Source organism: Neisseria sp. HMSC070H10 (assembly GCF_001837635.1).
In the GTDB taxonomy this organism is placed as follows: domain Bacteria; phylum Pseudomonadota; class Gammaproteobacteria; order Burkholderiales; family Neisseriaceae; genus Neisseria; species Neisseria subflava_A.
On record NZ_KV833370.1, the window covers coordinates 25,689 to 45,125 of the forward strand.

Consider the following 19,437-nt stretch of genomic DNA (forward strand, 5'->3'; position numbering starts at 1 on the left):
GCCGTCTGAAAACTTTTCAGACGGCCTTTTTCATACATATTAAACAGCGTAGGCAATCGATACAAACGCCAAACCGCATTCGACAACACACAATCGCAATGTAAACCCTACCGGAAACGGCAACCAAACTAGCCCTGCCGTTTCGGGAAAAACTGCACCACATTCTCCCCTTGCGGCAACACCAATTTCTTCACGGCATGGCCGTACACGGTTTCAAGCGTGATGTTCAGACGGCCTTCGTTGGCAAAAATCTTATCCACACATTCCTTTGCCGCTTGCGGATTGCTGAACTTCAACGCATTCCACAATCCCAAGGTTTCCATGTCCTGCCAAAACGTCCCGGCTTTTTTATAGCTCAACTCAAGCTTAGCCGTGTCGGTCACCGGATCGTAAAAGCCGTTGTCGGCGAGCATATCGCCCAAGTCGTGCATATCAATCAGCGTGGGCGCTTCGCATTCGATGCCTTCATGGTTCAGACGGCCTGTCAGCTCGCTCAGGCTGTCGCGGCCAAAGTGGGTAAAAAACAATAATCCGTCGGTTTTCAAGGCAGCGGCCCAGTTTTTCAATACCGGCAAAATATCGTCGGCGCGGCTGAGGCTGAGGTTGGCCCACAACATATCGGCGGATGCTTCGGGCAGCGGCACAGTCAGGGCTTGGCAATGCTGCGGAATGGTTTTGCCGGTCAGCTTCTGCCAGAAACCGCCTTTGCGCGCGGCGGCGGCGGTTTTCAAAAAATCGGCATTCGGATCGTATTCTTCAAACACAGCGTCGGGATAACGCGCGGCCAGCAGGCTGCGGCTGATGTCGGCATCGGCACCAATCAGCATGATGCGTTTGGGTGCATTGCGGACCAGCTGCAGGCGCTCGTCGGTGTCTTGGGCGAGATGGCGGTGAATCTGCCAGCGTTTGTCTTGTTCGGTCATGGTGGGTCGTGTCAGCGGGCTTTGCCCGGCAATGTTTTTATGGTTTAAGTCTGTTTCAGACGGCCTTTTCGACAAAATTGCGGTAAATTTCGGCAAATTCGTCGGCATGGCTTAAAAAGGGCGCGTGTGCGGCTTTGTCGATAAGGACCAGCTCGCTGTCGCTCAAATGGCGGTGTAAATATTCGCCCATGCGCGGCGGCGTGATGGCATCTTTCTGTCCAAACACCAGCAGTGACGGCGTTTGAATAAGCGGCAACAGCGGACGCGCGTCGGCATGGTTGACCGCTTCAAGCGCGGCCTGTAAGGCGGAAGGCGTGCCGCAGCGCGCCAAATCAGGTAACACCCGGTTTAAGATTTCGCCCGAATGCGGCGTGTGCAGCAGTTGCAGTTGTAGAAACTGTTTAATATGTTTGGCATAATCCAGCTGAAATGCGCCGACCATCTTGCCCAAGGCAGGTTGTGCCAAGCCTTCTGGATAATCCGTGTCGGCAGTCAATCGGGCAAAACTTGCCGTCAGGCATAGCGATTGGATTTTGTCGGGATAAAGCGCGGTCAAATACAGGGCAACCAATCCACCCAGCGACCAGCCAAGAATGTGTGCCGGCGTGTCGATTTGTCCGGCAAAGGTTTCGGCAACGGCGGCAATATCAAACGGTTCGGTAAAAGGCGCATCGCCGTGTCCGGGCAAATCAAGCGCGCGGACGTCCCAACCGGCAGGCAGGCGCGGTATCAAATCGTCGAATACATGGCGGTTCGCCGCCCAACCGTGTATCAGATAAACTTTTTTGGCGGAGTGTGGCATGAATGTTCTTTCTTGGTGGCGCAGTTTGAAACAGCTCAATGCGCGACGTTGCGTATTATGCCACGATTCCGTTTCAGACGGCCTTTGCCGAGGCTGCGCAAACGATTTGACGGAATATTTTATCGACGCGGCACAAAGCTGCCCTTTGTGTTTCCGCCATGTCGCAGGCGGGGCAGTGTGCGGCAGTTGTCAGAAAAAGCCGCCCGCATTTGATAGAATGTGGGCCTCGCTGTATTACGAACCACCCGTCAGCAGCATGATACGCGAGCTGAAACACTTGGCCGATTTGGGCATGAGCCGGCCGTTGGCGGATTTGATGGGCCAAAACGCACCGGACTGGCTAACGACGGAACACTTCGATTTCGTCCTGCCCATGCCTTTGAGCAAAGAGCGGCGGCTCAAGCGCGGATTCAACCAAAGCGAGGTGTTGACGGATATTTTGGCAAAACGCTACGGCTGGACGCTGCTGCCGCGCCACGCGGTTTTCAGACGGCACGGCGAGCCGCAAAGTACGCTGAAAAGCGACGAACGTCGGCGAAATATCAAGAATGCATTTAAAATCAAAACTGAATTGCCGAAGGCGTGTAATATTCTGTTAATTGATGATGTCTTTACCACCGGTTCGACTTTAAACGAATTGGCGAAAACGCTGAAAAAATCAGGCGCAGGTAAGATTTTTTGCTGGAGTTTGGCGCGTCCGCCAATGAAAAAATAGCTTAAAGTTTTTGACACCCATGGAACATTTCGGCATTATGCCACTCTATAAGTGATTGATTTATATGTTTACCATAGTTTTGTACCAACCCGAAATCCCGCCCAATACGGGCAATATCATCCGCCTGTGCGCCAATACCGGTGCCGATTTGCACTTGGTCAAGCCGCTTGGGTTTCCGCTGGATTCGTCCAAAATGAAACGCGCGGGCTTGGATTATCACGAGTTTGCCAAACTGACGGTACATGAAAATTTCGATGATTGCCTCAAGGCCCTTGAAGGCCGTCGCATTTTCGCGCTGACCACCAAAGGTTCTACCCGACCCGACGAAGTTTCCTTCCGCGAAGGCGACGTGTTGCTGTTTGGTCCCGAAACGCGCGGCCTGCCTGCCGAAGTTCTCGACAGCCTGCCTGCCGGACAAAAAATCCGCCTGCCGATGATGCCCGACAGCAGGAGCATGAATCTTTCCAATACCGTCGCCGTTATTCTGTTTGAAGCATGGCGACAAAACGGTTTCGCAGGCGGCGTATAACAGGCCGTCTGAAACCGCTGCGTTATCAACTCAAGAACGGAACCCGTTTTGACTTTTACCAAAAAAACCCTCCTTTCCTTAGCCGCCGCCACCATCGGCGTCCTTTCCATCAATGCCGCCGTCGCCGACAGCGTGGTCCGAGTCGAAAAACTGCATCCTTCTGCCAACCGCAGTTACAAAGTTGCCGGCAAACGCTACACGCCGCTGACCAAAGTTTCCTCTTTCAGCCAAACCGGCAAAGCCTCATGGTACGGTAGCCAATTCCACGGCCGTAAAACTTCCAGCGGCGAGCGTTACAATATGAACGCCCTCTCCGCCGCCCACAAAACCCTCCCTATTCCCAGCTACGCACGTGTGACCAATATGCAAACCGGCAAAAGTGTCATCGTCCGTGTCAACGACCGCGGCCCTTTCCACGGCAACCGCGTCATCGATGTTTCCAAAGCCGCCGCCCAACAATTGGGTTTCATCAACCAAGGCACAGCCAACGTCAAAGTTGAACAAATCATCCCCGGCCAAACCGCCGCTCAAACCATTGTTTCCCCAAACAACAAAGAATTTTTTGTTGATTTGAAATCCTTCGGTACCCAACGCGAAGCACAGGCTTATCTGAACCAAGCCGCACAAAGCCTGCCGTCAGACAGCAAAGTCATGCTGGAAAAACGCAACTACGAATACGTTGTCAAAATGGGTCCGTTCAGCAGCCAAGAACGTGCCGCCGAAGCAGGCGAACGCGCCCGTCATCTGAACCTAGCATCCGCCATCTGATTTCGTCCGCGTTACCGCTGAAGTTTGATACAATACAAGGCCGTCTGAAACCCGATTGCAAGGTTTCAGACGGCCTTTTTTAATCACAGGGGAATACCATGATCAGCAGGCTCACAGGCAAATTGATTGAGAAAAATCCGCCGCAGGTCGTTATCGACGTCAACGGCGTGGGTTATGAAGCCGACGTTTCCATGCAGACTTTCTACAACCTGCCCCCCGTTGGCGAAACCGTCCATCTTTACACCCAGCTTGTTGTCCGCGAAGACGCACATTTGCTGTTTGGATTCGCCTCAACCGAGGAACGCGCCACCTTCCGCCAACTGGTCAAAGTCAGCGGCATTGGTGCCAAAACCGCATTGGGCATTTTGTCGGCCATGAATGCCGACGAGCTGGCGCAAGCCGTCGCCGAAGAAGACGTCAAACGTCTCTCTTCCGCCCCCGGCATCGGCAAAAAAACCGCCGAACGCATGGTGTTGGAACTGCGCGGCAAACTCGTATCCCATACCGTTTCAGACGGCCTGTTTGCCCCTGATACCGTTGCCGACGAAAGCCAAGACATCATCAACACCCTGCTTGCCCTCGGCTACAACGAACGCGAAGCCAAAGCTGCCACCAAAGGCATTCCCAAGGGCACGGAAGTCGGCGAAGGCGTGCGCCTGGCCTTAAAAAACCTGCTCAAATAAGGCCGTCTGAAACATGAAAACCGCCGTCCTGAGTGCCGCCTTGCTTCTAAGCGCATGCGTCTATACCGAGACTCCGTACGGGCGCACCGCCGTCTTAGACCTGCCCGTCCACTCGCAAACCACCGTCAACAAAACCGTGACCATCAACGCCCCGCCCGGGACGACCGTCATCTATCAAGACAGCGAACCCGTCCGCAATTACCCGGCCTATCCCGTTTATCCCCGCCGGGTTTATCGTTATCGATAAACAATGCTGACCGTTTGAAACCATAGGTTCAGACGGCCTGTTGAGAGACCAACCATGAAATACATCCTTCCCCTGCTTTTACTCCTGAGCGCCTGCACGCCGGACACCAAGACCACGGATGCCGCATCCGCCCCCAAAACACACGGCTTCGCACACCGCCTGACCGAAGGCGAAAAACTACTGACCCAAGCCCTCATCAAACAAGACCTCGCCGCCTACTTCAAACACGAAACCGGCGGCGCATTTGCCGAACAAGCCCCCTTATTCTCAGCCCAGCAACTTGCCGAACAGAAAAACATCCCTAAAAACGATGCCATCGGCGTTTACGGCAAAATCATCAAAACCCAAGGCCGCACCGCCTGGCTGCAAACCGACAAGCAAACCCTCAAACTCGATTTGGCCGAACCGCTGCAAGAAGCTCAAGGCGAAGTTACCCTTGTCTGCCAACATGAAAACACTGCATTCCAAGACTGCCAAACAGAAGCAAACTTCGCCCGACGCTTTACCGAACAAATCTTCTCGGCGGTCGAGTCCGGACGCGTATCCGCCCAAACAGACGCACCGGCCGAAGAAATCATGGCCGGCCGCCTCATCCCGTTTTTGAGTGCCGCCAGCGACTTTACCGGCAACTTCAAAGCCTGCGCCACCACCATGACTGAATACTGCACCAGCCGCCTGGCACGCGAAATGCCCGAATCCGCAGTCCGCAAAAAAGCACAGGAATTGGGTTTGACCGAAATAGCATTTAAAAAGAAAAAATAAATATTTAGGCCGTCTGAACCCTATGGCGGCTGTGTTATAATCCGCACCTCATACAGGTCGGACAGACAGTCGCCGCGTATCGCGTAAGGCATACGGGGAGGAAAGTCCGGGCTCCACAGAGCAGAATGCCGGCTAACGGCCGGGCGCGGCAACGCGACGGAAAGTGGAACAGAAAGCAATACCGCCGATGATTGCCTTCGGGCAAAACAGGTAAGGGTGAAAAGGTGCGGTAAGAGCGCACCGTGCATTTGGTAACAAAGCGCAGCAGGCTAAACCCCATTCGGAGCAAGACCAAACAGAACGCGATGACGCTGCTCGCCGAGCGCTCGGGTAGGTTGCTTGAGCACACCAGCAATGATGTGCCTAGAGGAATGACTGTCCGCGACAGAACCCGGCTTACCGTCCGAGCTGTATGTCCCCATACCGCGGCAGGTTTTTAAAACCTGCCGCATTTTTATAGAAATAAAAAGGCCGTCTGAAACCTGAATCTTGGTTTCAGACGGCCTTTTTTAAACCGCTGTTTATGGACGGTATTCCGGTTTCATGCCGTTGGGCAGGAGCTGCCATACATAGCCGGTGGTTTTCATTTTACCGGCCACTTCGCCTGCTTCGTCGCCATAGCCCCAGAAATAATCCACACGGACTGCGCCTTTAATCGCGCTGCCGGTATCTTGCGCCATAATTAAGCGGTTGAGGGCTTTTTTGGTGATCGGATGGGCAGTGGCGACAAATAATGGTGCGCCAAGCGTGATGTAGTGACGGTCGATGGCACCGGCGTATTCGCCCATCAACGGCGTACCCAATGCGCCCACCGGGCCTGAATCACTGCTGCCGGTCAGCTCGCGGAAGAAGACGTAGCTTGGGTTTTGTCCCAAAACTTCGGCAAGACGGCCGGGGTTTTGCTTCATATAGGCCTTGATGCCCTGCATGCTGGTCTGACCCAGCGGCAGATAGCCTTTGTCCGCCATATAGCGGCCGATGGAAACATACGGATGTTCGTTTTTATCGGCAAATCCGACGCGGATGTATTTGCCGGACGGTGTTTTCAGACGGCCTGAACCTTGAATGTGCATAAAGAAAAGTTCGACCGGATCATCTGCATAACCCAAAATCGGCGCTTTGCCGTTAAGCGCGCCGCCGTTGATTTGGCTGCGGGTGTGGTAAGGAACAAAACGGCTGCCTTCAAAACGGCCTTTCAGCGCAGTGCTGCGTGCTGTAATCGGGAATCTGGACAAGTCGGCCGTGTATGTGCCGCTGTTGTCGATGACGCCGCTGTTTGGGCCGGTTTGGCGGATGCGGACGGTGGCTTTGCTGCCCCTCAAGTTTGCAGCCAGCGGAACGGAAACAAAATCGTTCGGAATGCCGTAAATCGGGAAACGGGATTGGCTTGTGGCTTTGTCGTCGCCGTGCAGGACCGGTTCGTAATAGCCGGTAATGGTGCCGGCAGGATTGCCGCCGTTATCGACGCGCCATGCGGTGAAATAGCGTTCAAAGAAGTGTTTGGCTTGGAAATGGTGCACCGGTGTTTGCATGGCTTGGATACAAACGTCCTGCCAGCCTTGGCGGTTTTTAAGTTTTTCACAGCCTAAACGGAAAGACTGCAGGCTTTTGGTAAAGTGTTGGAGATCCCAGTGCGGCAATTCGTTGTAGGAAACTACGGTATAGTTTGCTCCTCCCCCACTCACTGTCGTACCGATGGGATCGGGCGTACCGGTGGGGCGGTCAGGGCCTTTGATAACGCTGGTGTCGGTTTCGGGGAGGTTTTTAATGCTTTTGCTCGGACAGGCGGCAAGAATGGCTGCGGCAATACTGACGAGCGTGATGCGGTACAGATGTTTTTTCATGGAATCAATAGCGTGTCGAAAGGCCGTCTGAAAGCTATTTTTCAGACGGCCTATATTGGAAAGTGCTGATTTTAACACAAAAAAGCCATTTATCGGCGCGGCGGCAATTTGACGACAACCGTATCGGCCAGCATATCGTAGAGCGTGCGGCGGTCGCGTTTGACGGAGAAGAGCATGATGAAGTTAATGAAGGCTATAAGCAGAGAAATCAGGTTTCCACCCGTGTCACTTATTGCCAACGATACAATAGTTACCACAACACCAACAGCAAGCGCCCAGACAACTTCGCGGATTAAAACCGTTCCTTCAAAGCCCGGATTGCTTCCGTCATTTTTTAACACCCGGATGCCCATAATTTTTTTACCTAAAGACTGACCGTCCCGGCTCATGTAATACAGTTGGACAATACCAAAAACCAAATAAACAGCCAAAGAAATAAAAAATGTTATGGCAAAATATTCAGGGGTATTAAAAAGAGAAGATTCCGAAACTAATTTTTTGCTTTCATCTAAAGTGAAAACTACCATCACAATGAATGGTACCCATATCAAAAAAGTAAACAGATTATTCAACAAATATGCCGCAACCCTCGCCCCCGGCGAAGCAATATGGACATCTACTATTTCTGTTTTAGGCAAATCCGACAAATTGATTTCGCTCATTTAATCTTCCTCTGTGCTATTTAATGAGATGCAATTTCATTGCCATCTTAACCTATTTTTCCATCATTCTAAAAAATTTCGATAAAAACCTTTACATTTTCCGCAGACGGCGTTAAAACGTTTGTTTTCCCCTTTTTTATAGTGGGTTAACAAAAGTCTGAACAAAACGGCAGGCGATGCCGTTCCGATTTTTGTTAATGCACTATAAACTTATCCGGATTTTCTTTGTAAGGAGTAACACATGAAAGTAGGTTTTGTCGGCTGGCGCGGTATGGTCGGCTCTGTTTTGATGCAGCGTATGAAAGAAGAAAACGACTTCGCCCACATTCCCGAAGCATTTTTCTTTACCACTTCCAACGTCGGCGGCGATGCCCCTGATTTCGGTCAGGCAGCCAAAACATTGTTGGATGCCAACGATGTTGCCGAATTGGCAAAAATGGACATCATCGTTACTTGTCAGGGTGGCGATTACACCAAATCCGTCTTCCAACCCCTGCGCGACAGCGGCTGGAACGGCTACTGGGTTGACGCGGCTTCTTCCCTGCGCATGAAAGACGACGCGATTATCGTCCTCGACCCTGTCAACCGCAACGTCATCGACAACGGCCTCAAAAACGGCGTGAAAAACTACATCGGCGGCAACTGTACCGTTTCCCTGATGTTGATGGCTTTGGGCGGTTTGTTCCAAAACGATTTGGTCGAATGGGCAACCAGCATGACCTATCAAGCCGCTTCCGGCGCGGGTGCGAAAAACATGCGCGAACTCATCAACGGCATGGGCGCGATTCACGCCAAAGTGGCAGACGAGCTTGCCGATCCTTCCAGCGCGATTCTCGACATCGACCGCAAAGTGTCCGATTTCCTGCGCAGCGAAGACTATCCGAAAGCCAACTTCGGCGTACCGCTCGCCGGCAGCCTGATTCCGTGGATTGACGTGGACTTGGGCAACGGCCAGTCCAAAGAAGAATGGAAGGGCGGCGTAGAAACCAACAAAATCCTCGGCCGCAGCGACAATCCGACCGTAATCGACGGCTTGTGCGTACGCATCGGCTCTATGCGCTGCCACAGCCAAGCCCTCACCCTGAAGCTGAAAAAAGACCTGCCTGTTTCTGAAATCGAAGCCATTTTGGCAGGCGCAAACGACTGGGTGAAAGTTATCCCCAACGAAAAAGAAGCCAGCATTCACGAGCTGACTCCTGCCAAAGTTACCGGCACGCTGTCTGTTCCTGTCGGCCGTATCCGCAAACTGGAGATGGGCGGCGAATACATCAGCGCGTTCACTGTCGGCGACCAACTCTTGTGGGGCGCTGCCGAACCGTTGCGCCGCGTATTGCGCATTATCTTGGGCAGCCTGTAATTTAGGTTGGCATGAAAAAAGCAACGGTTTGAGCCGTTGCTTTTTTTGTCACAATAAGGCCGTCTGAAATGTTCAGACGGCCTTATTTCCTATTCTTTCTTACCGGCCAAACCGATTTCTTTGGTAGAGTCGCCAACTTTGATTTGCGCCTTACCGGCAATTTCTTCAGCCTGCGGGCCGAAGAGTTTCAAATCATAACGGCCGTTTTCGACACCACTCAAACTGGTTTTACCGCTGATGGCGGCTTTGCCATTGTTATTGGCAATACCTGCGGCAAGCAGATCGACATTATTGTGGGAAGCCATGCTGCTGATTTTGCCGTAACCTTGTTTTTTATCGAAATCAACGGTGTATTTCAGACGGCCGCTGCGGTCATCGCCGTTAAACGCAATGCCCGAATACTGATAGCTGCCTTGTTTGGGCAAATTGCGGTAAGCGGTTTCATCGCCTTGGACTTCGCCGACGGTGAATGTGTATATATCGAGGTTTTGCAGCTTGCCTGCGTCATCGGCTTTTTGTTTGGCGTAACGCGCGGCAACAGTGGAATAATTTTGTTTATACACTTGGAAGTCGCCGGTTTCCAAAGTGATGACTTGGCCGTTTACCTTGATTTTTTGGGCGTAGTCGTAAGAGGATACTTTATCGGTTTTCAAAAAGCCGGTATCGAGTTTGTCGCCTTTTTGCAGGGTTTGCGGTTTACCGTTGGCCGTCAGCTCCAACGTACCGTTTTCAGGGACGGATTCGTTCAATTCAACGGACAACACGCCTTTCGGATGCGGATTGAGCGGCTCGGTAACGGCATTCGACAAGCCACTTGTTGCGCCGCCGCAGGCAGCCAACATCAAAGACAGGGAAGCAGTCAAAGCAGAAATGCGGAGGGTTCTCATCATTTTTTCCTTTCCTTTTTTATTTGATATGATATTTATCATATACCTAAAAAAATGAACAATAAATGATTTTTGTCAAAATTAAGTATTTTGAATATTGATTTTATAAATATTGAAACATTTTTAGAATATCGGGCATTCAGTCCTTCCCTCCTCCCTTCCGCTATAATCATTTTATTTTGCAAACGGATTTCATCATGCCGAAAATCACCCTTATCGCCGCCTACGCCGCCCGCCGCTGTATCGGCATCAACAACACCATGCCTTGGCATTTGCCCGAGGATTTTGCCTTTTTCAAATCCTACACCACCGGCAAACCCGTCATTATGGGCCGCAAAACATGGGAATCGCTGCCACGCAAGCCACTTCCCGGCCGTCAAAATATCGTCATCTCCCGCCAAGATTATCAGGCTGAGGGCGCGCAAACGGCGGCTTCTTTGGAAGATGCGCTGGCTTTGTGTCAGGGGGTTGAAGAAGTCATCATCATGGGCGGCGCGCAAATTTATGCACAAGTCCTGCCGATTGCCACGGATTTGCGTTTGACCGAAGTCGGTTTGGATGTGGACGGCGATGCGTTTTTTCCTGAGTTTTCCACAGAAACATGGCAAGAAGTCTCTCGGGAAAACCATGTTTCCGCCAAAGGCATCGAATACGCGTTTGTGCATTATGTGAAGGCATAATCCGACAATGCAAAGGCCGTCTGAAACCCTGTTTTTCAGGTTTCAGACGGCCTTTTATTTCGTTTGTTTACGGCATTCCGTTTAAGCCGTTTTGTTTTTCAAAGGCAGCTTGATATGCGGTTTGGCCGGTTTGGGCGCTTCTTTCAGTCCAAGTTCGATTTGCTGCTCTTCGCTCAACAAATTGCTCCAGTCGCCTTTTTTATACCAGTCGCGGCCGTCCAACTCGATGGGGTGTTGGATTCGTTCGCAACCGTTGCCGCATTGCAAATCGTCTTCTTTGCAGTATTTGTCGCAACCCCAGCAGATACGCTCGGGATTTTTCGGGAAAATGGGAAATTTCTTGGCCATGATGTTCTTCTTTTGTTTGTGTGCGGTACGGGCAGAATTATAAGTGATTTGAATGGGGCTGGCGGCGGGTTTATCGTGTTTTACGCTGATTTTTTAAGATGTGTTAACCTTTCAGACGGCCTATACTGTAAAAATAATCCCTATGCCGTACAACAAGAGGACCAAATATGAACATATGCCGTCTGAAGCCTGAGTTTGTCGAGCCTTTAGCCCTCGCGCTGTTTGAGGAATGGCACGATTTTGCGCCGTGGTCGTCTCTGGACAAAATCCGTGCGTATTACGCGCAGTGCATCAATGGGGATAACTTGCCGCTGGCGTTTGCGGCTGTGGATAACGAAGGGCAGCTGATAGGTTCGGCGGCATTGAAGCGGTTTGATATGGCGTGTTTTCCCGAACACGAATATTGGCTGGGCGATGTGTTCGTTTTGCCGCAGTTTCGCGGTTTGGGCGTGGGCAGGCAGCTGGTTTCGTTTTGCCTGGATAAAGCACGCGAACTGGGTTTGCCGCATCTGTTTCTCTATACGCCGGATGTGCAGGCCGTGTATGAAAAGTTCGGCTGGAAAGAAATCACCCAGACTTGGCACAACGGGGAAACCGTATCCGTCATGAAATTGGATTTATAGCTTGAAAAGAATAAAGGGCCGTCTGAACATTTGGTTTCAGACGGCCTTTGCCTTTGAATTATCCACAACTACCCTATCCGCTTAAACGGCGGCAGACAGGCCAATAATTGCTGGCCGTAGCGTTGCGTTTTGACGCGGTTGTCGAGGATGGTCACGCGGCCGTAATCCTGTTCGGTACGGATAAGGCGGCCGACAGCCTGGATCAATTTGATGCTGGCTTCAGGCACCGTGATTTCGATAAAGGGATTGCCGCCGCGTTGTTCAATCCAGCGGTTTTGGGTTTTCTCGATGGGGTTGTCCGGCATCGCAAACGGCAGCTTGGCAATGATGACTTGCACGCAGGCCGTACCGGGCAGGTCGAGGCCTTCGGCAAAACTGTCGAGGCCGAAAATAATGCTGGCTTTACCTTCGGCAATAGCTTGATGGTGCCTTTGTAAAAGAACAGCCTTGGGCAACTCGCCCTGCACAAGCAGAAGCGGTAAGTATTCGTCAGGCAGTCGTAAGGCGACATCCTGCATTTGCTTGCGCGAGGAAAACAACACCAGCGTACCGATGGCTTCAACCGGCGAAACCAGCTTCGGCAACCACTCGACAATGGCAGCCGTGTGCGCATCAGGGTCTTTGGGGCTGGCTTGAACCGGCGGAATATACAGCTCGCCTTGCGTATCGAAATTAAACGGGCTTTCCAAAGCAAGCGTGGTGGTTTCGGGCAGCCACAGCAGACCAGTTTGGCGCAAAATCAGGTTGAAGCTGCCGAGCGATTGCAGGGTGGCCGAAGTCAACACCGCACCTGCCGCGCGCCGCCACAGGCTGTTGGCAAGGTGGGATGCGCTGCTGATGGGGCTGGCGTTGAAAATGTAGTCGTTTTTGTCGTCGGCACGGCGGGTTATCCATTTCGCCAACGGCTCTTCGCCTTCAATGGGAACGGTGGAAAGCAAATCCCAAACCGCGCTGATTTGTTCGATACGGGCGATAAAAAGGCCGAACTCGCTGGTCAGGCGGTCGATGAGCGCGCCGTCCTGCTCTTTTTCGCGGCGTGCGGCGGAAAGCGCATCGTTCAGGCCGACAACGTGTTTGAGCAGGCTGCGTGCAGCAATGGCCGTATTGGAAACTGTGGTTTCCAAGCCTTCGGGGATTTTGCCGTCTTCCCACAGCCAAGTCGGTTCGTTGTGTTTCCGCCTGTCGTTTTCAGACGACCCCAGTCTTAAAGACGGCTCTTCCGCCAAGTGAAACTGCCATTCATGCAGGCTGTCGAGCAAGGATGTGGCAGCTTCGTCGGCGAGGTTGGCAAGTTCGGCTTTATCGGTCAGTGCGGCAATTTTGCCGGTAAGCTGCGGCAGTTTTTCCAGCGTCCAAACGGCAATATTCCATGAATGTTCGGCGGCAAAACGGCTGAGGGCTTTTTTGGGCAGGTGGTGCGCTTCGTCTATGCAATAGAAACTGTTTTCGGGCGCAGGCAGAATCACGCCGCCGCCCATACTGATGTCGGCAAGCAGAAGATCGTGGTTGGCAACGACGACATCGACGGTTTCCAAAACATCGCGCGCCAGATAAAACGGGCATTCCGGACGATTAGGACAGGCGGATTTCAGGCAGCCGTGGCGGTCGTTGGTGACTTTGAGCCAAATCGCGTCATCGATTTTTTCCGGCCAAGTGTCGCGGTCGCCATTAAAGCGGCGGGCGGAAAATTCATCGGCAATATCACGCAGCAGATTTAATTCTTCCGGCTTGGGTTTACTGTCCCACAACACTTCCGGTGCTTCAAAACCAAGCAGGTTTTGCTGAGCGTTGTTTTGCGTCAGTTGATAGAGTTTGTAGGGGCAAAGATAACGGCCGCGTCCTTTGGCAAGCGCAAAGGTCAGCTCCAAACCGCTTTTTTCGACCAGAAACGGCAAATCTCGGTCAACCAACTGCTCCTGCAAGGCCACCGTCGCACTGCTGACAATCAGCCGTTTGCCGCGCGTTTGCGCCATGATGCCGCCGGCCAAAAGGTAGGCCAACGATTTACCCACACCGGTCGGCCCTTCGATCACGGCAATGCTCTCGCCCTCGCGTTTGGGCGCTTCTTCGCCTTCTTCACGCGTCAACGTCCGCGAAAAAGCGTTGGCAATTGCCGCAATCATTTCCCGCTGCGAAGCGCGCGGACGGAAACCGGGCAGGTTTTTGCCGATGTTTTGGTAATGGTCGCGGATGGCGTTTTTTTCTAAATCGGTGAGCATTGAGGCCGTCTGAATGGGTTTGCAAGAATAGCGTATTTTAGCATTTTTACCTTCATGAAGCCTTCGTAAAGTCTTACTCTATTTTAGGGTTTGGCATTTTGATGGCGATGGACGAACCGCAAAGGCATAATCAGTTTTAATCAAGCAAAAGGCCGTCTGAAACTTTAGCCGCACTGATGCAGAGGCACCCACAATTTTTGCTTGTCGGATTTGTTTTTCTCGTAGCGGTTCCACGCTTTTTCGTGAAAATAAAAGACGACGGTATTAACGATGGGTTCGACCAAAGCCACCGCGCTGGAAACGCCGATACTGCCGGTCAAAATATAGGCGACACTAAATGCGACGCTGAAATGCAAAATAGCAAATGTAATGGTTTTAATCATGCTGTTTTCCTGATACATTGATGTTTTAATCACTACATAATAATTATTATCAACTAACGCGTATATTTTAAATCCCTTATCCTGATTTAGATTTTATAAATCGATATTTTATTTTTGATAGGAATTTTATGAACCAGCTCCATATTGTCGTCCTCGACCGCGATACCCTCGTCAACCGCCCGTTTGATTTTGATTTTCCACATACATTGAGCAGCTACGGCACAACCGAAGCGCACGAAACGCTGGAGCGCATCCGTGGTGCGGACATTGTGATTACCAACAAAGTCGTGATTTCCGCCCAAGCATTTGCCGAAAATCCACAACTCAAGCTGGTTGCCGTTACCGCAACAGGCGTCAATAATGTGGACGTTGAGGCTGCCAAACAAAACGGCACGGCAGTGTGCAATATCCGCGCTTACGGCAATGAATCCGTGGCGGAACACGCGTTTATGATGATGATTACCCTGATGCGCAACCTGCCTGCCTATCAGCGCGATGTTGCGGCAGGCTTATGGGAAAACTCGCCGTTTTTCTGCCACCTCGGCGCACCGATGCGCGATTTGAACGGTAAAACGCTGGCTATTTTCGGTCGCGGCAATATCGGTAAAACACTGGCAACTTATGCTCAGGCTTTCAAAATGAATGTCGTGTTCGCCGAACATAAAAATGCCCAAAGCGTCCGCGACGGCTATGTTTCCTTTGATGAAGCCATCCGTTCTGCCGATGTCGTATCGCTTAATTGCCCACTCACGCCGCAAACGGCCAACATGATAGGCGAAGCCGAATTGCAGCAAATGAAACCCGGCGCCATTCTCATCAACTGCGGACGCGGCGGCTTGGTTGATGAAGCCGCTTTGGTTGCAGCCTTGAAATACGGCCAAATCGGCGGTGCAGGTTTTGACGTGTTGACACAAGAGCCACCGCGCGACGGCAATCCTCTGCTGAAAGCCCGACTGCCCAACCTTATCGTCACGCCACACATTGCATGGGCAAGCCAAGAGGCCGCCAACCGCCTGTTTGACATCCTTTTGGACAACATCAACCGCTTTGTGGCCGGTAATCCGCAAAATCTGGTTTAATCTATGGAAAACCTGTTGATAAGGTTGTGAACAATTTTAAAGGCCGTCTGAAATATTCAGACGGCCTTTATTAATCTTTATTTATTTCATAAAGTTATCTATCAAATAGGTTAAATCGTTTCATTCTTTATTGTGGATAACCCTATAAAAAGGCCGTCTGAAATACTCAGACGGCCTTGTGTTTGCTCAGGCAAATTAAATATCGTATGTGGTTGAAGCGGTATCGCCGCCCTTGCCTGTCCAGTTGGTATGGAAGAACTCGCCGCGCGGTTTGTCGGTACGCTCGTAAGTGTGCGCGCCGAAGTAGTCGCGTTGCGCTTGCAGCAGGTTGGCTGGCAGACGCTCGGAAGTGTAGCCGTCAAGGAAGGTAATGGCAGAAGCCATGCAAGGCATCGGAATACCGCACTCAATCGCTTTGGCCACCACTTTACGCCATGCCGGCAGACAGGTTTCCAATACGCCTTTGAAATAAGGATCGGAACCCAAGAAGACCAAATCAGGATTGGCTTCGTATGCGTCGCGGATGTTGCCCAAGAACGCGCTGCGGATGATGCAGCCTTCGCGCCACAAGAGGGCAGTATTGCCGTAATTCAATGCCCAATCGTTGTTTTCGCTGGCTTCACGGATCAGCATAAAGCCTTGTGCATAAGAAATAATTTTGGATGCCAACAGGGCTTGGCGCAACGCATCCACCCATGCGGCTTTATCGCCTTCAATCGGGGTAATGGTTTTGCCAAACAGGCTGTTTGCTTGGACGCGTTGGTCTTTGAACGCAGAAACGCAACGTGCAAACACGGCTTCGGAGATCAGGGTCAACGGGATACCCAAATCGAGGGCATTGATGCCGGTCCACTTGCCTGTACCTTTTTGACCTGCGGTATCGAGGATTTTTTCGACCAAAGGTTCGCCGTTTTCATCTCTGTAACCCAAAATCGCGGCGGTAATTTCAACCAGATAAGAATCCAGTTCGGTTTTGTTCCACTCGTTGAAGATTTGGTGCATTTCGTCATAAGACATACCCAAACCGTCTTTCATGAATTGGTACGCTTCGCAAATCAACTGCATGTCGCCGTATTCGATGCCGTTGTGCACCATTTTGACGAAGTGGCCCGCGCCGTCACGACCGACCCAGTCGCAGCAAGGCTCGCCTTGAGGCGTTTTGGCGGAGATGGCTTGGAAAATCGGCTTAACGGCAGGCCATGCGGCTTCGTCGCCGCCAGGCATGATAGATGGGCCGTGACGCGCGCCTTCTTCGCCACCGGAAACGCCCGCACCGATAAAGCGGATGCCTTTTGCGGCCAGCTCATGTGTACGGCGGGTAGAATCAGGATAGTTGGCATTGCCGCCGTCAATAATGATGTCTCCTTCGTCCAAAAGCGGAACGAGTTGCTCGATAAAATCGTCAACAACAGAACCAGCGCGAACCATCATCATGATTTTTCGTGGTTTTTCTAATTTATCAACCAGATCTTGCAGTGAATATGCGCCGATAATATTGGTATTTTTGGCTGCGCCGTTTAAAAAATCATCTACTTTGCTGGTCGTACGGTTGAATGCAACAACTTTAAAACCATTGTCGTTCATGTTGAGAATCAGGTTTTGCCCCATCACGGCAAGGCCGATAACGCCAATGTCGCCTTTCATTTGGTGAAACTCCATTATTGATTAAATTTATCAAGCGTAACTCTAGCTGATTTACAACTTTTTAACAATCCTTAACTTTTTAATTTTTTGAAAAGATACCTTTACGTTTCAGACGGCCTTTGCCTTTGGGAAAACAAACTATAAATTAGATTTTAAATAATAAATAGAAGATGATATTGAGTGCTGCCACAGCTTGTTGATAACTTTGATTACAAAATTTTTTCAAATACTTAGCTGATATTTTTTGATGAGGATAAAGTATGGTCGACCTTGTTTGCAGATGTGGATAAAAATTTCCTGCTGCTTCATTCTGTGGGTAACTTTTTGCCTGTGCACAATCTTAGCTTGTTTTATACTTCTCTAATCGGAACTGATTGACTAGAGAAATAGTCAAATGGTTTTTTATTTCAAGCTATTTTCATATTTCCTTTTATTTAAGCTGGGAAAAGGCCGTCTGAAAATATTTCAATAAGGGTGTGCATATGAAGTTTTCCTTTAGTATTAATTTGTTATCCGTTTTGATTTTGGCCGCTTGTGCGCAACAGCCGGTTCAAAAGCCTCAAGTTGCCCTGTCCTCTGTATCTGTGGACAACCATGCGCCGGAACAAGGGACGGGGCTGACCGAACAGAAATTGATCCGTGCCAAGCATTATATGGCGGCGTCTGCCAATCCGTTGGCAACCGAGGCGGGATATGAGGTTTTGAAACGCGGCGGCAGCGCGATAGATGCGATGATTGCCATGCAAACGACCTTAGGTCTGACCGAACCGCAGTCTTCCGGTTTGGGCGGTGGCGCGTTTCTGGTGTATTGGGACAATAAGGCGAAAAAGCTGACGACGTTTGATGCCCGCGAAACGGCGCCGAAAGCGGCAACGCCGGCGCTTTTCTTGGATGAAAACGGCAAACCGATGGGCTTTATGAATGCGGTGGTCGGTGGCCGTTCGGTCGGCGTGCCGGGGATTCCGAAGCTGCTGGAAGATGTCCACAAGCGTTACGGCAAATTGCCGTGGGCAAGCCTGTTTGACAAACCGATTGCTTTGGCAGAACAAGGCTTTACCGTTTCACCGCGCATGGCGAAATCCATCGAGCAAAATCTGGAGCCTTTGAAACGTTATCCGCAAACCGCCGCGTATTTCCTGCCCGACGGCAAGCCTTTGACAGCGGGAACGGTGTTGAAAAACCCTGAATTTGCCCGCTCCGTGCGCCTGTTGGCGGAAAAAGGCAGCGCGCCGTTTTATCAGGGAATGCAGGCGCAGAATATTGTCCGTGCCGTTACCGGCGCTGTGGATAACCCCGGCAAAATCAGCATGGCGGATTTGAAAAACTACCGCGTTATCGAGCGCGAACCGGTTTGCGCGCCGTATCGTGAATACGAAGTCTGCGGCATGGGCGCGCCAAGTTCAGGCGCGATTGCTTTGGGCGAGATTTTGGGCGTCCTGCAAAATCAAGATATGAAGACGTTGGGTGCGGAAAATATCCACAGTTGGCGCTGGATAGGCGATGCGTCGCGGATTGCGTTTGCCGACCGCGATTATTACGTCGGCGATCCCAAGTTCGTGAACGTCCCAACCCGCGCCCTGATTTCTCAGGCTTATTTGAAACCGCGCGCCGAAGAAATCCGCAAAGCTGAAAAGGCATTGGAAAATATTCAGGCAGGCCAGTTCGGCAAGGCATACGCACAGGGTATGGCGGTAGAGCTGCCGTCCACCAGTCATTTGGTGGTTGTGGATAAAGACGGCAACGTCGTGTCGATGACAACTTCGATTGAAAACGCGTTTGGATCGGGGCTGATGGCAAACGGCTATCTGCTTAACAATGAATTGACCGATTTCGCTTTCAATCCTGTCGGCGCGGACGGTAAAACGGTGGCCAACAGCGTGGCTGGCGGCAAGCGGCCGCGTTCTTCAATGGCGCCAACCATTGTAATGAAAGACGGCAAACCTTATTTGGCGGTCGGTTCGCCCGGCGGCAGTCGCATCATCGGTTTCGTCGCCAAAACGCTGGTGGCGCATATCGATTGGGGCATGGACATTCAGGCGGCAATCTCTCTGCCAAATATGCTCAACCGCGGCAGCCAGTATGAAATCGAGGATAAAACTACAGCTGCGGATAAAGCGCCAGCATTGGAAAAACTGGGCTACAAAGTCCAAATCCGCGATTTGAATTCCGGCGTACAAGGCATTGTGATCGGCAAAGACGGTTTGCTCGGTGGTGCCGACCCGCGCCGTGAAGGCAAGGTCATGGGCGATTGATATTGTCGGTTTGACATGAAAAAGGCCGTC

General features: G+C 51.4%; 20 protein-coding genes and 1 other RNA gene. 12 read left to right on the forward strand and 9 right to left on the reverse strand.

The window, feature by feature from the left end; translation table 11 throughout:
* Positions 1–128: 128 nt before the first annotated feature.
* Together HMPREF2606_RS05565 and bioH are read right to left on the reverse strand one after the other, a co-directional pair.
* The gene (locus tag HMPREF2606_RS05565) at positions 129–923 is read right to left on the reverse strand and encodes a class I SAM-dependent methyltransferase (RefSeq protein WP_070843426.1); all 795 of its coding nucleotides are present in this window, start codon (positions 921–923) and stop codon (positions 129–131) included.
* 55 nt (positions 924–978) lie between these two features.
* On the reverse strand, positions 979–1,725 hold the full coding sequence (bioH, locus tag HMPREF2606_RS05570; protein WP_070712472.1) for a pimeloyl-ACP methyl ester esterase BioH: 747 nt from the start codon (positions 1,723–1,725) through the stop codon (positions 979–981).
* Between bioH and HMPREF2606_RS05575 the strand changes: the two genes are divergently transcribed.
* From HMPREF2606_RS05575 to rnpB, 7 genes are all read left to right on the forward strand, one after another.
* Complete coding sequence (locus tag HMPREF2606_RS05575) at positions 1,724–2,440, forward strand: ComF family protein (protein ID WP_070712467.1); 717 nt, start codon at positions 1,724–1,726, stop codon at positions 2,438–2,440. The two genes, bioH and HMPREF2606_RS05575, sit on opposite strands and share 2 nt — an antisense overlap.
* Positions 2,441–2,504: 64 nt before the next feature.
* Positions 2,505–2,969 carry a tRNA (uridine(34)/cytosine(34)/5-carboxymethylaminomethyluridine(34)-2'-O)-methyltransferase TrmL gene (gene trmL / locus HMPREF2606_RS05580; RefSeq protein WP_070461542.1) on the forward strand — a complete coding sequence of 155 codons (465 nt, stop codon included), beginning with the start codon at positions 2,505–2,507 and terminating at the stop codon, positions 2,967–2,969.
* A 48-nt stretch (positions 2,970–3,017) separates the two neighbouring features.
* Positions 3,018–3,737: a septal ring lytic transglycosylase RlpA family protein gene (locus HMPREF2606_RS05585; protein ID WP_070712465.1), complete on the forward strand. Its 720-nt coding sequence runs from the start codon at positions 3,018–3,020 to the stop codon at positions 3,735–3,737.
* Between the two features lie 98 nt (positions 3,738–3,835).
* Complete coding sequence (gene ruvA, locus HMPREF2606_RS05590; protein WP_070712463.1) at positions 3,836–4,420, forward strand: Holliday junction branch migration protein RuvA; 585 nt, start codon at positions 3,836–3,838, stop codon at positions 4,418–4,420.
* Positions 4,421–4,433: 13 nt separating this feature from the next.
* On the forward strand, positions 4,434–4,667 hold the full coding sequence (locus HMPREF2606_RS05595) for a methionine-binding protein (RefSeq protein ID WP_070712458.1): 234 nt from the start codon (positions 4,434–4,436) through the stop codon (positions 4,665–4,667).
* A 54-nt stretch (positions 4,668–4,721) separates the two neighbouring features.
* Entirely contained in the window at positions 4,722–5,429 is a 708-nt protein-coding gene (locus HMPREF2606_RS05600; RefSeq protein ID WP_070712456.1) for a hypothetical protein, read from the forward strand.
* A 53-nt stretch (positions 5,430–5,482) separates the two neighbouring features.
* Positions 5,483–5,844, forward strand: an RNA gene (rnpB, locus tag HMPREF2606_RS05605) — RNase P RNA component class A.
* A 106-nt stretch (positions 5,845–5,950) separates the two neighbouring features.
* Here rnpB and HMPREF2606_RS05610 read toward each other — a convergent pair.
* Entirely contained in the window at positions 5,951–7,273 is a 1,323-nt protein-coding gene (locus tag HMPREF2606_RS05610; protein WP_004519206.1) for a murein transglycosylase A, read from the reverse strand.
* An 89-nt stretch (positions 7,274–7,362) separates the two neighbouring features.
* Complete coding sequence (locus HMPREF2606_RS05615; RefSeq protein ID WP_070712454.1) at positions 7,363–7,935, reverse strand: RDD family protein; 573 nt, start codon at positions 7,933–7,935, stop codon at positions 7,363–7,365.
* A 241-nt stretch (positions 7,936–8,176) separates the two neighbouring features.
* Between HMPREF2606_RS05615 and asd the strand changes: the two genes are divergently transcribed.
* A complete protein-coding gene (gene asd, locus HMPREF2606_RS05620; RefSeq protein WP_004519204.1) occupies positions 8,177–9,292 on the forward strand; it encodes an aspartate-semialdehyde dehydrogenase in 1,116 nt (371 codons plus the stop codon).
* An 89-nt stretch (positions 9,293–9,381) separates the two neighbouring features.
* Here the strand turns inward: asd and HMPREF2606_RS05625 are convergent, their stop codons facing one another.
* Positions 9,382–10,179 carry a factor H-binding protein gene (locus HMPREF2606_RS05625; protein WP_070712451.1) on the reverse strand — a complete coding sequence of 266 codons (798 nt, stop codon included), beginning with the start codon at positions 10,177–10,179 and terminating at the stop codon, positions 9,382–9,384.
* Positions 10,180–10,376: 197 nt separating this feature from the next.
* On the opposite strand from HMPREF2606_RS05625, the gene HMPREF2606_RS05630 reads away from it, so the two are divergent.
* Positions 10,377–10,859: a dihydrofolate reductase gene (locus tag HMPREF2606_RS05630; RefSeq protein WP_070712450.1), complete on the forward strand. Its 483-nt coding sequence runs from the start codon at positions 10,377–10,379 to the stop codon at positions 10,857–10,859.
* Positions 10,860–10,940: 81 nt separating this feature from the next.
* Here the strand turns inward: HMPREF2606_RS05630 and HMPREF2606_RS05635 are convergent, their stop codons facing one another.
* Positions 10,941–11,207 carry a DUF3079 domain-containing protein gene (locus HMPREF2606_RS05635; protein ID WP_003686685.1) on the reverse strand — a complete coding sequence of 89 codons (267 nt, stop codon included), beginning with the start codon at positions 11,205–11,207 and terminating at the stop codon, positions 10,941–10,943.
* Between the two features lie 167 nt (positions 11,208–11,374).
* On the opposite strand from HMPREF2606_RS05635, the gene HMPREF2606_RS05640 reads away from it, so the two are divergent.
* Entirely contained in the window at positions 11,375–11,830 is a 456-nt protein-coding gene (locus HMPREF2606_RS05640; protein WP_070712449.1) for a GNAT family N-acetyltransferase, read from the forward strand.
* A 68-nt stretch (positions 11,831–11,898) separates the two neighbouring features.
* Here HMPREF2606_RS05640 and dinG read toward each other — a convergent pair whose 3' ends face one another.
* Positions 11,899–14,049: an ATP-dependent DNA helicase DinG gene (dinG, locus tag HMPREF2606_RS05645; RefSeq protein WP_070712446.1), complete on the reverse strand. Its 2,151-nt coding sequence runs from the start codon at positions 14,047–14,049 to the stop codon at positions 11,899–11,901.
* A 164-nt stretch (positions 14,050–14,213) separates the two neighbouring features.
* Entirely contained in the window at positions 14,214–14,432 is a 219-nt protein-coding gene (locus HMPREF2606_RS05650; protein ID WP_003686746.1) for a DUF2061 domain-containing protein, read from the reverse strand.
* Positions 14,433–14,560: 128 nt separating this feature from the next.
* Between HMPREF2606_RS05650 and HMPREF2606_RS05655 the strand changes: the two genes are divergently transcribed.
* On the forward strand, positions 14,561–15,511 hold the full coding sequence (locus tag HMPREF2606_RS05655) for a D-2-hydroxyacid dehydrogenase (protein WP_070712444.1): 951 nt from the start codon (positions 14,561–14,563) through the stop codon (positions 15,509–15,511).
* Between the two features lie 195 nt (positions 15,512–15,706).
* On the opposite strand, the gene gnd is transcribed toward HMPREF2606_RS05655, so the two are convergent.
* Positions 15,707–17,155: a decarboxylating NADP(+)-dependent phosphogluconate dehydrogenase gene (gene gnd, locus HMPREF2606_RS05660; protein ID WP_070712434.1), complete on the reverse strand. Its 1,449-nt coding sequence runs from the start codon at positions 17,153–17,155 to the stop codon at positions 15,707–15,709.
* Between the two features lie 482 nt (positions 17,156–17,637).
* On the opposite strand from gnd, the gene ggt reads away from it, so the two are divergent.
* The gene (ggt, locus tag HMPREF2606_RS05665) at positions 17,638–19,407 is read left to right on the forward strand and encodes a gamma-glutamyltransferase (RefSeq protein ID WP_070843427.1); all 1,770 of its coding nucleotides are present in this window, start codon (positions 17,638–17,640) and stop codon (positions 19,405–19,407) included.
* Positions 19,408–19,437 lie beyond the last annotated feature (30 nt).

Coding starts and splice junctions, on each gene's coding strand:
- bioH (WP_070712472.1), bottom strand. CDS start 1,725: ATGCCACACTCCGCCAAAAAAGTTTATCTGATACACGGTTGGGCGGCG.
- HMPREF2606_RS05625 (WP_070712451.1), bottom strand. CDS start 10,179: ATGAGAACCCTCCGCATTTCTGCTTTGACTGCTTCCCTGTCTTTGATG.
- gnd (WP_070712434.1), bottom strand. CDS start 17,155: ATGAAAGGCGACATTGGCGTTATCGGCCTTGCCGTGATGGGGCAAAAC.
- HMPREF2606_RS05595 (WP_070712458.1), top strand. CDS start 4,434: ATGAAAACCGCCGTCCTGAGTGCCGCCTTGCTTCTAAGCGCATGCGTC.
- HMPREF2606_RS05650 (WP_003686746.1), bottom strand. CDS start 14,432: ATGATTAAAACCATTACATTTGCTATTTTGCATTTCAGCGTCGCATTT.
- asd (WP_004519204.1), top strand. CDS start 8,177: ATGAAAGTAGGTTTTGTCGGCTGGCGCGGTATGGTCGGCTCTGTTTTG.
- ggt (WP_070843427.1), top strand. CDS start 17,638: ATGAAGTTTTCCTTTAGTATTAATTTGTTATCCGTTTTGATTTTGGCC.
- trmL (WP_070461542.1), top strand. CDS start 2,505: ATGTTTACCATAGTTTTGTACCAACCCGAAATCCCGCCCAATACGGGC.
- HMPREF2606_RS05640 (WP_070712449.1), top strand. CDS start 11,375: ATGAACATATGCCGTCTGAAGCCTGAGTTTGTCGAGCCTTTAGCCCTC.
- HMPREF2606_RS05630 (WP_070712450.1), top strand. CDS start 10,377: ATGCCGAAAATCACCCTTATCGCCGCCTACGCCGCCCGCCGCTGTATC.
- ruvA (WP_070712463.1), top strand. CDS start 3,836: ATGATCAGCAGGCTCACAGGCAAATTGATTGAGAAAAATCCGCCGCAG.
- HMPREF2606_RS05615 (WP_070712454.1), bottom strand. CDS start 7,935: ATGAGCGAAATCAATTTGTCGGATTTGCCTAAAACAGAAATAGTAGAT.
- HMPREF2606_RS05600 (WP_070712456.1), top strand. CDS start 4,722: ATGAAATACATCCTTCCCCTGCTTTTACTCCTGAGCGCCTGCACGCCG.
- dinG (WP_070712446.1), bottom strand. CDS start 14,049: ATGCTCACCGATTTAGAAAAAAACGCCATCCGCGACCATTACCAAAAC.
- HMPREF2606_RS05565 (WP_070843426.1), bottom strand. CDS start 923: ATGACCGAACAAGACAAACGCTGGCAGATTCACCGCCATCTCGCCCAA.
- HMPREF2606_RS05635 (WP_003686685.1), bottom strand. CDS start 11,207: ATGGCCAAGAAATTTCCCATTTTCCCGAAAAATCCCGAGCGTATCTGC.
- HMPREF2606_RS05575 (WP_070712467.1), top strand. CDS start 1,724: ATGAATGTTCTTTCTTGGTGGCGCAGTTTGAAACAGCTCAATGCGCGA.
- HMPREF2606_RS05610 (WP_004519206.1), bottom strand. CDS start 7,273: ATGAAAAAACATCTGTACCGCATCACGCTCGTCAGTATTGCCGCAGCC.
- HMPREF2606_RS05655 (WP_070712444.1), top strand. CDS start 14,561: ATGAACCAGCTCCATATTGTCGTCCTCGACCGCGATACCCTCGTCAAC.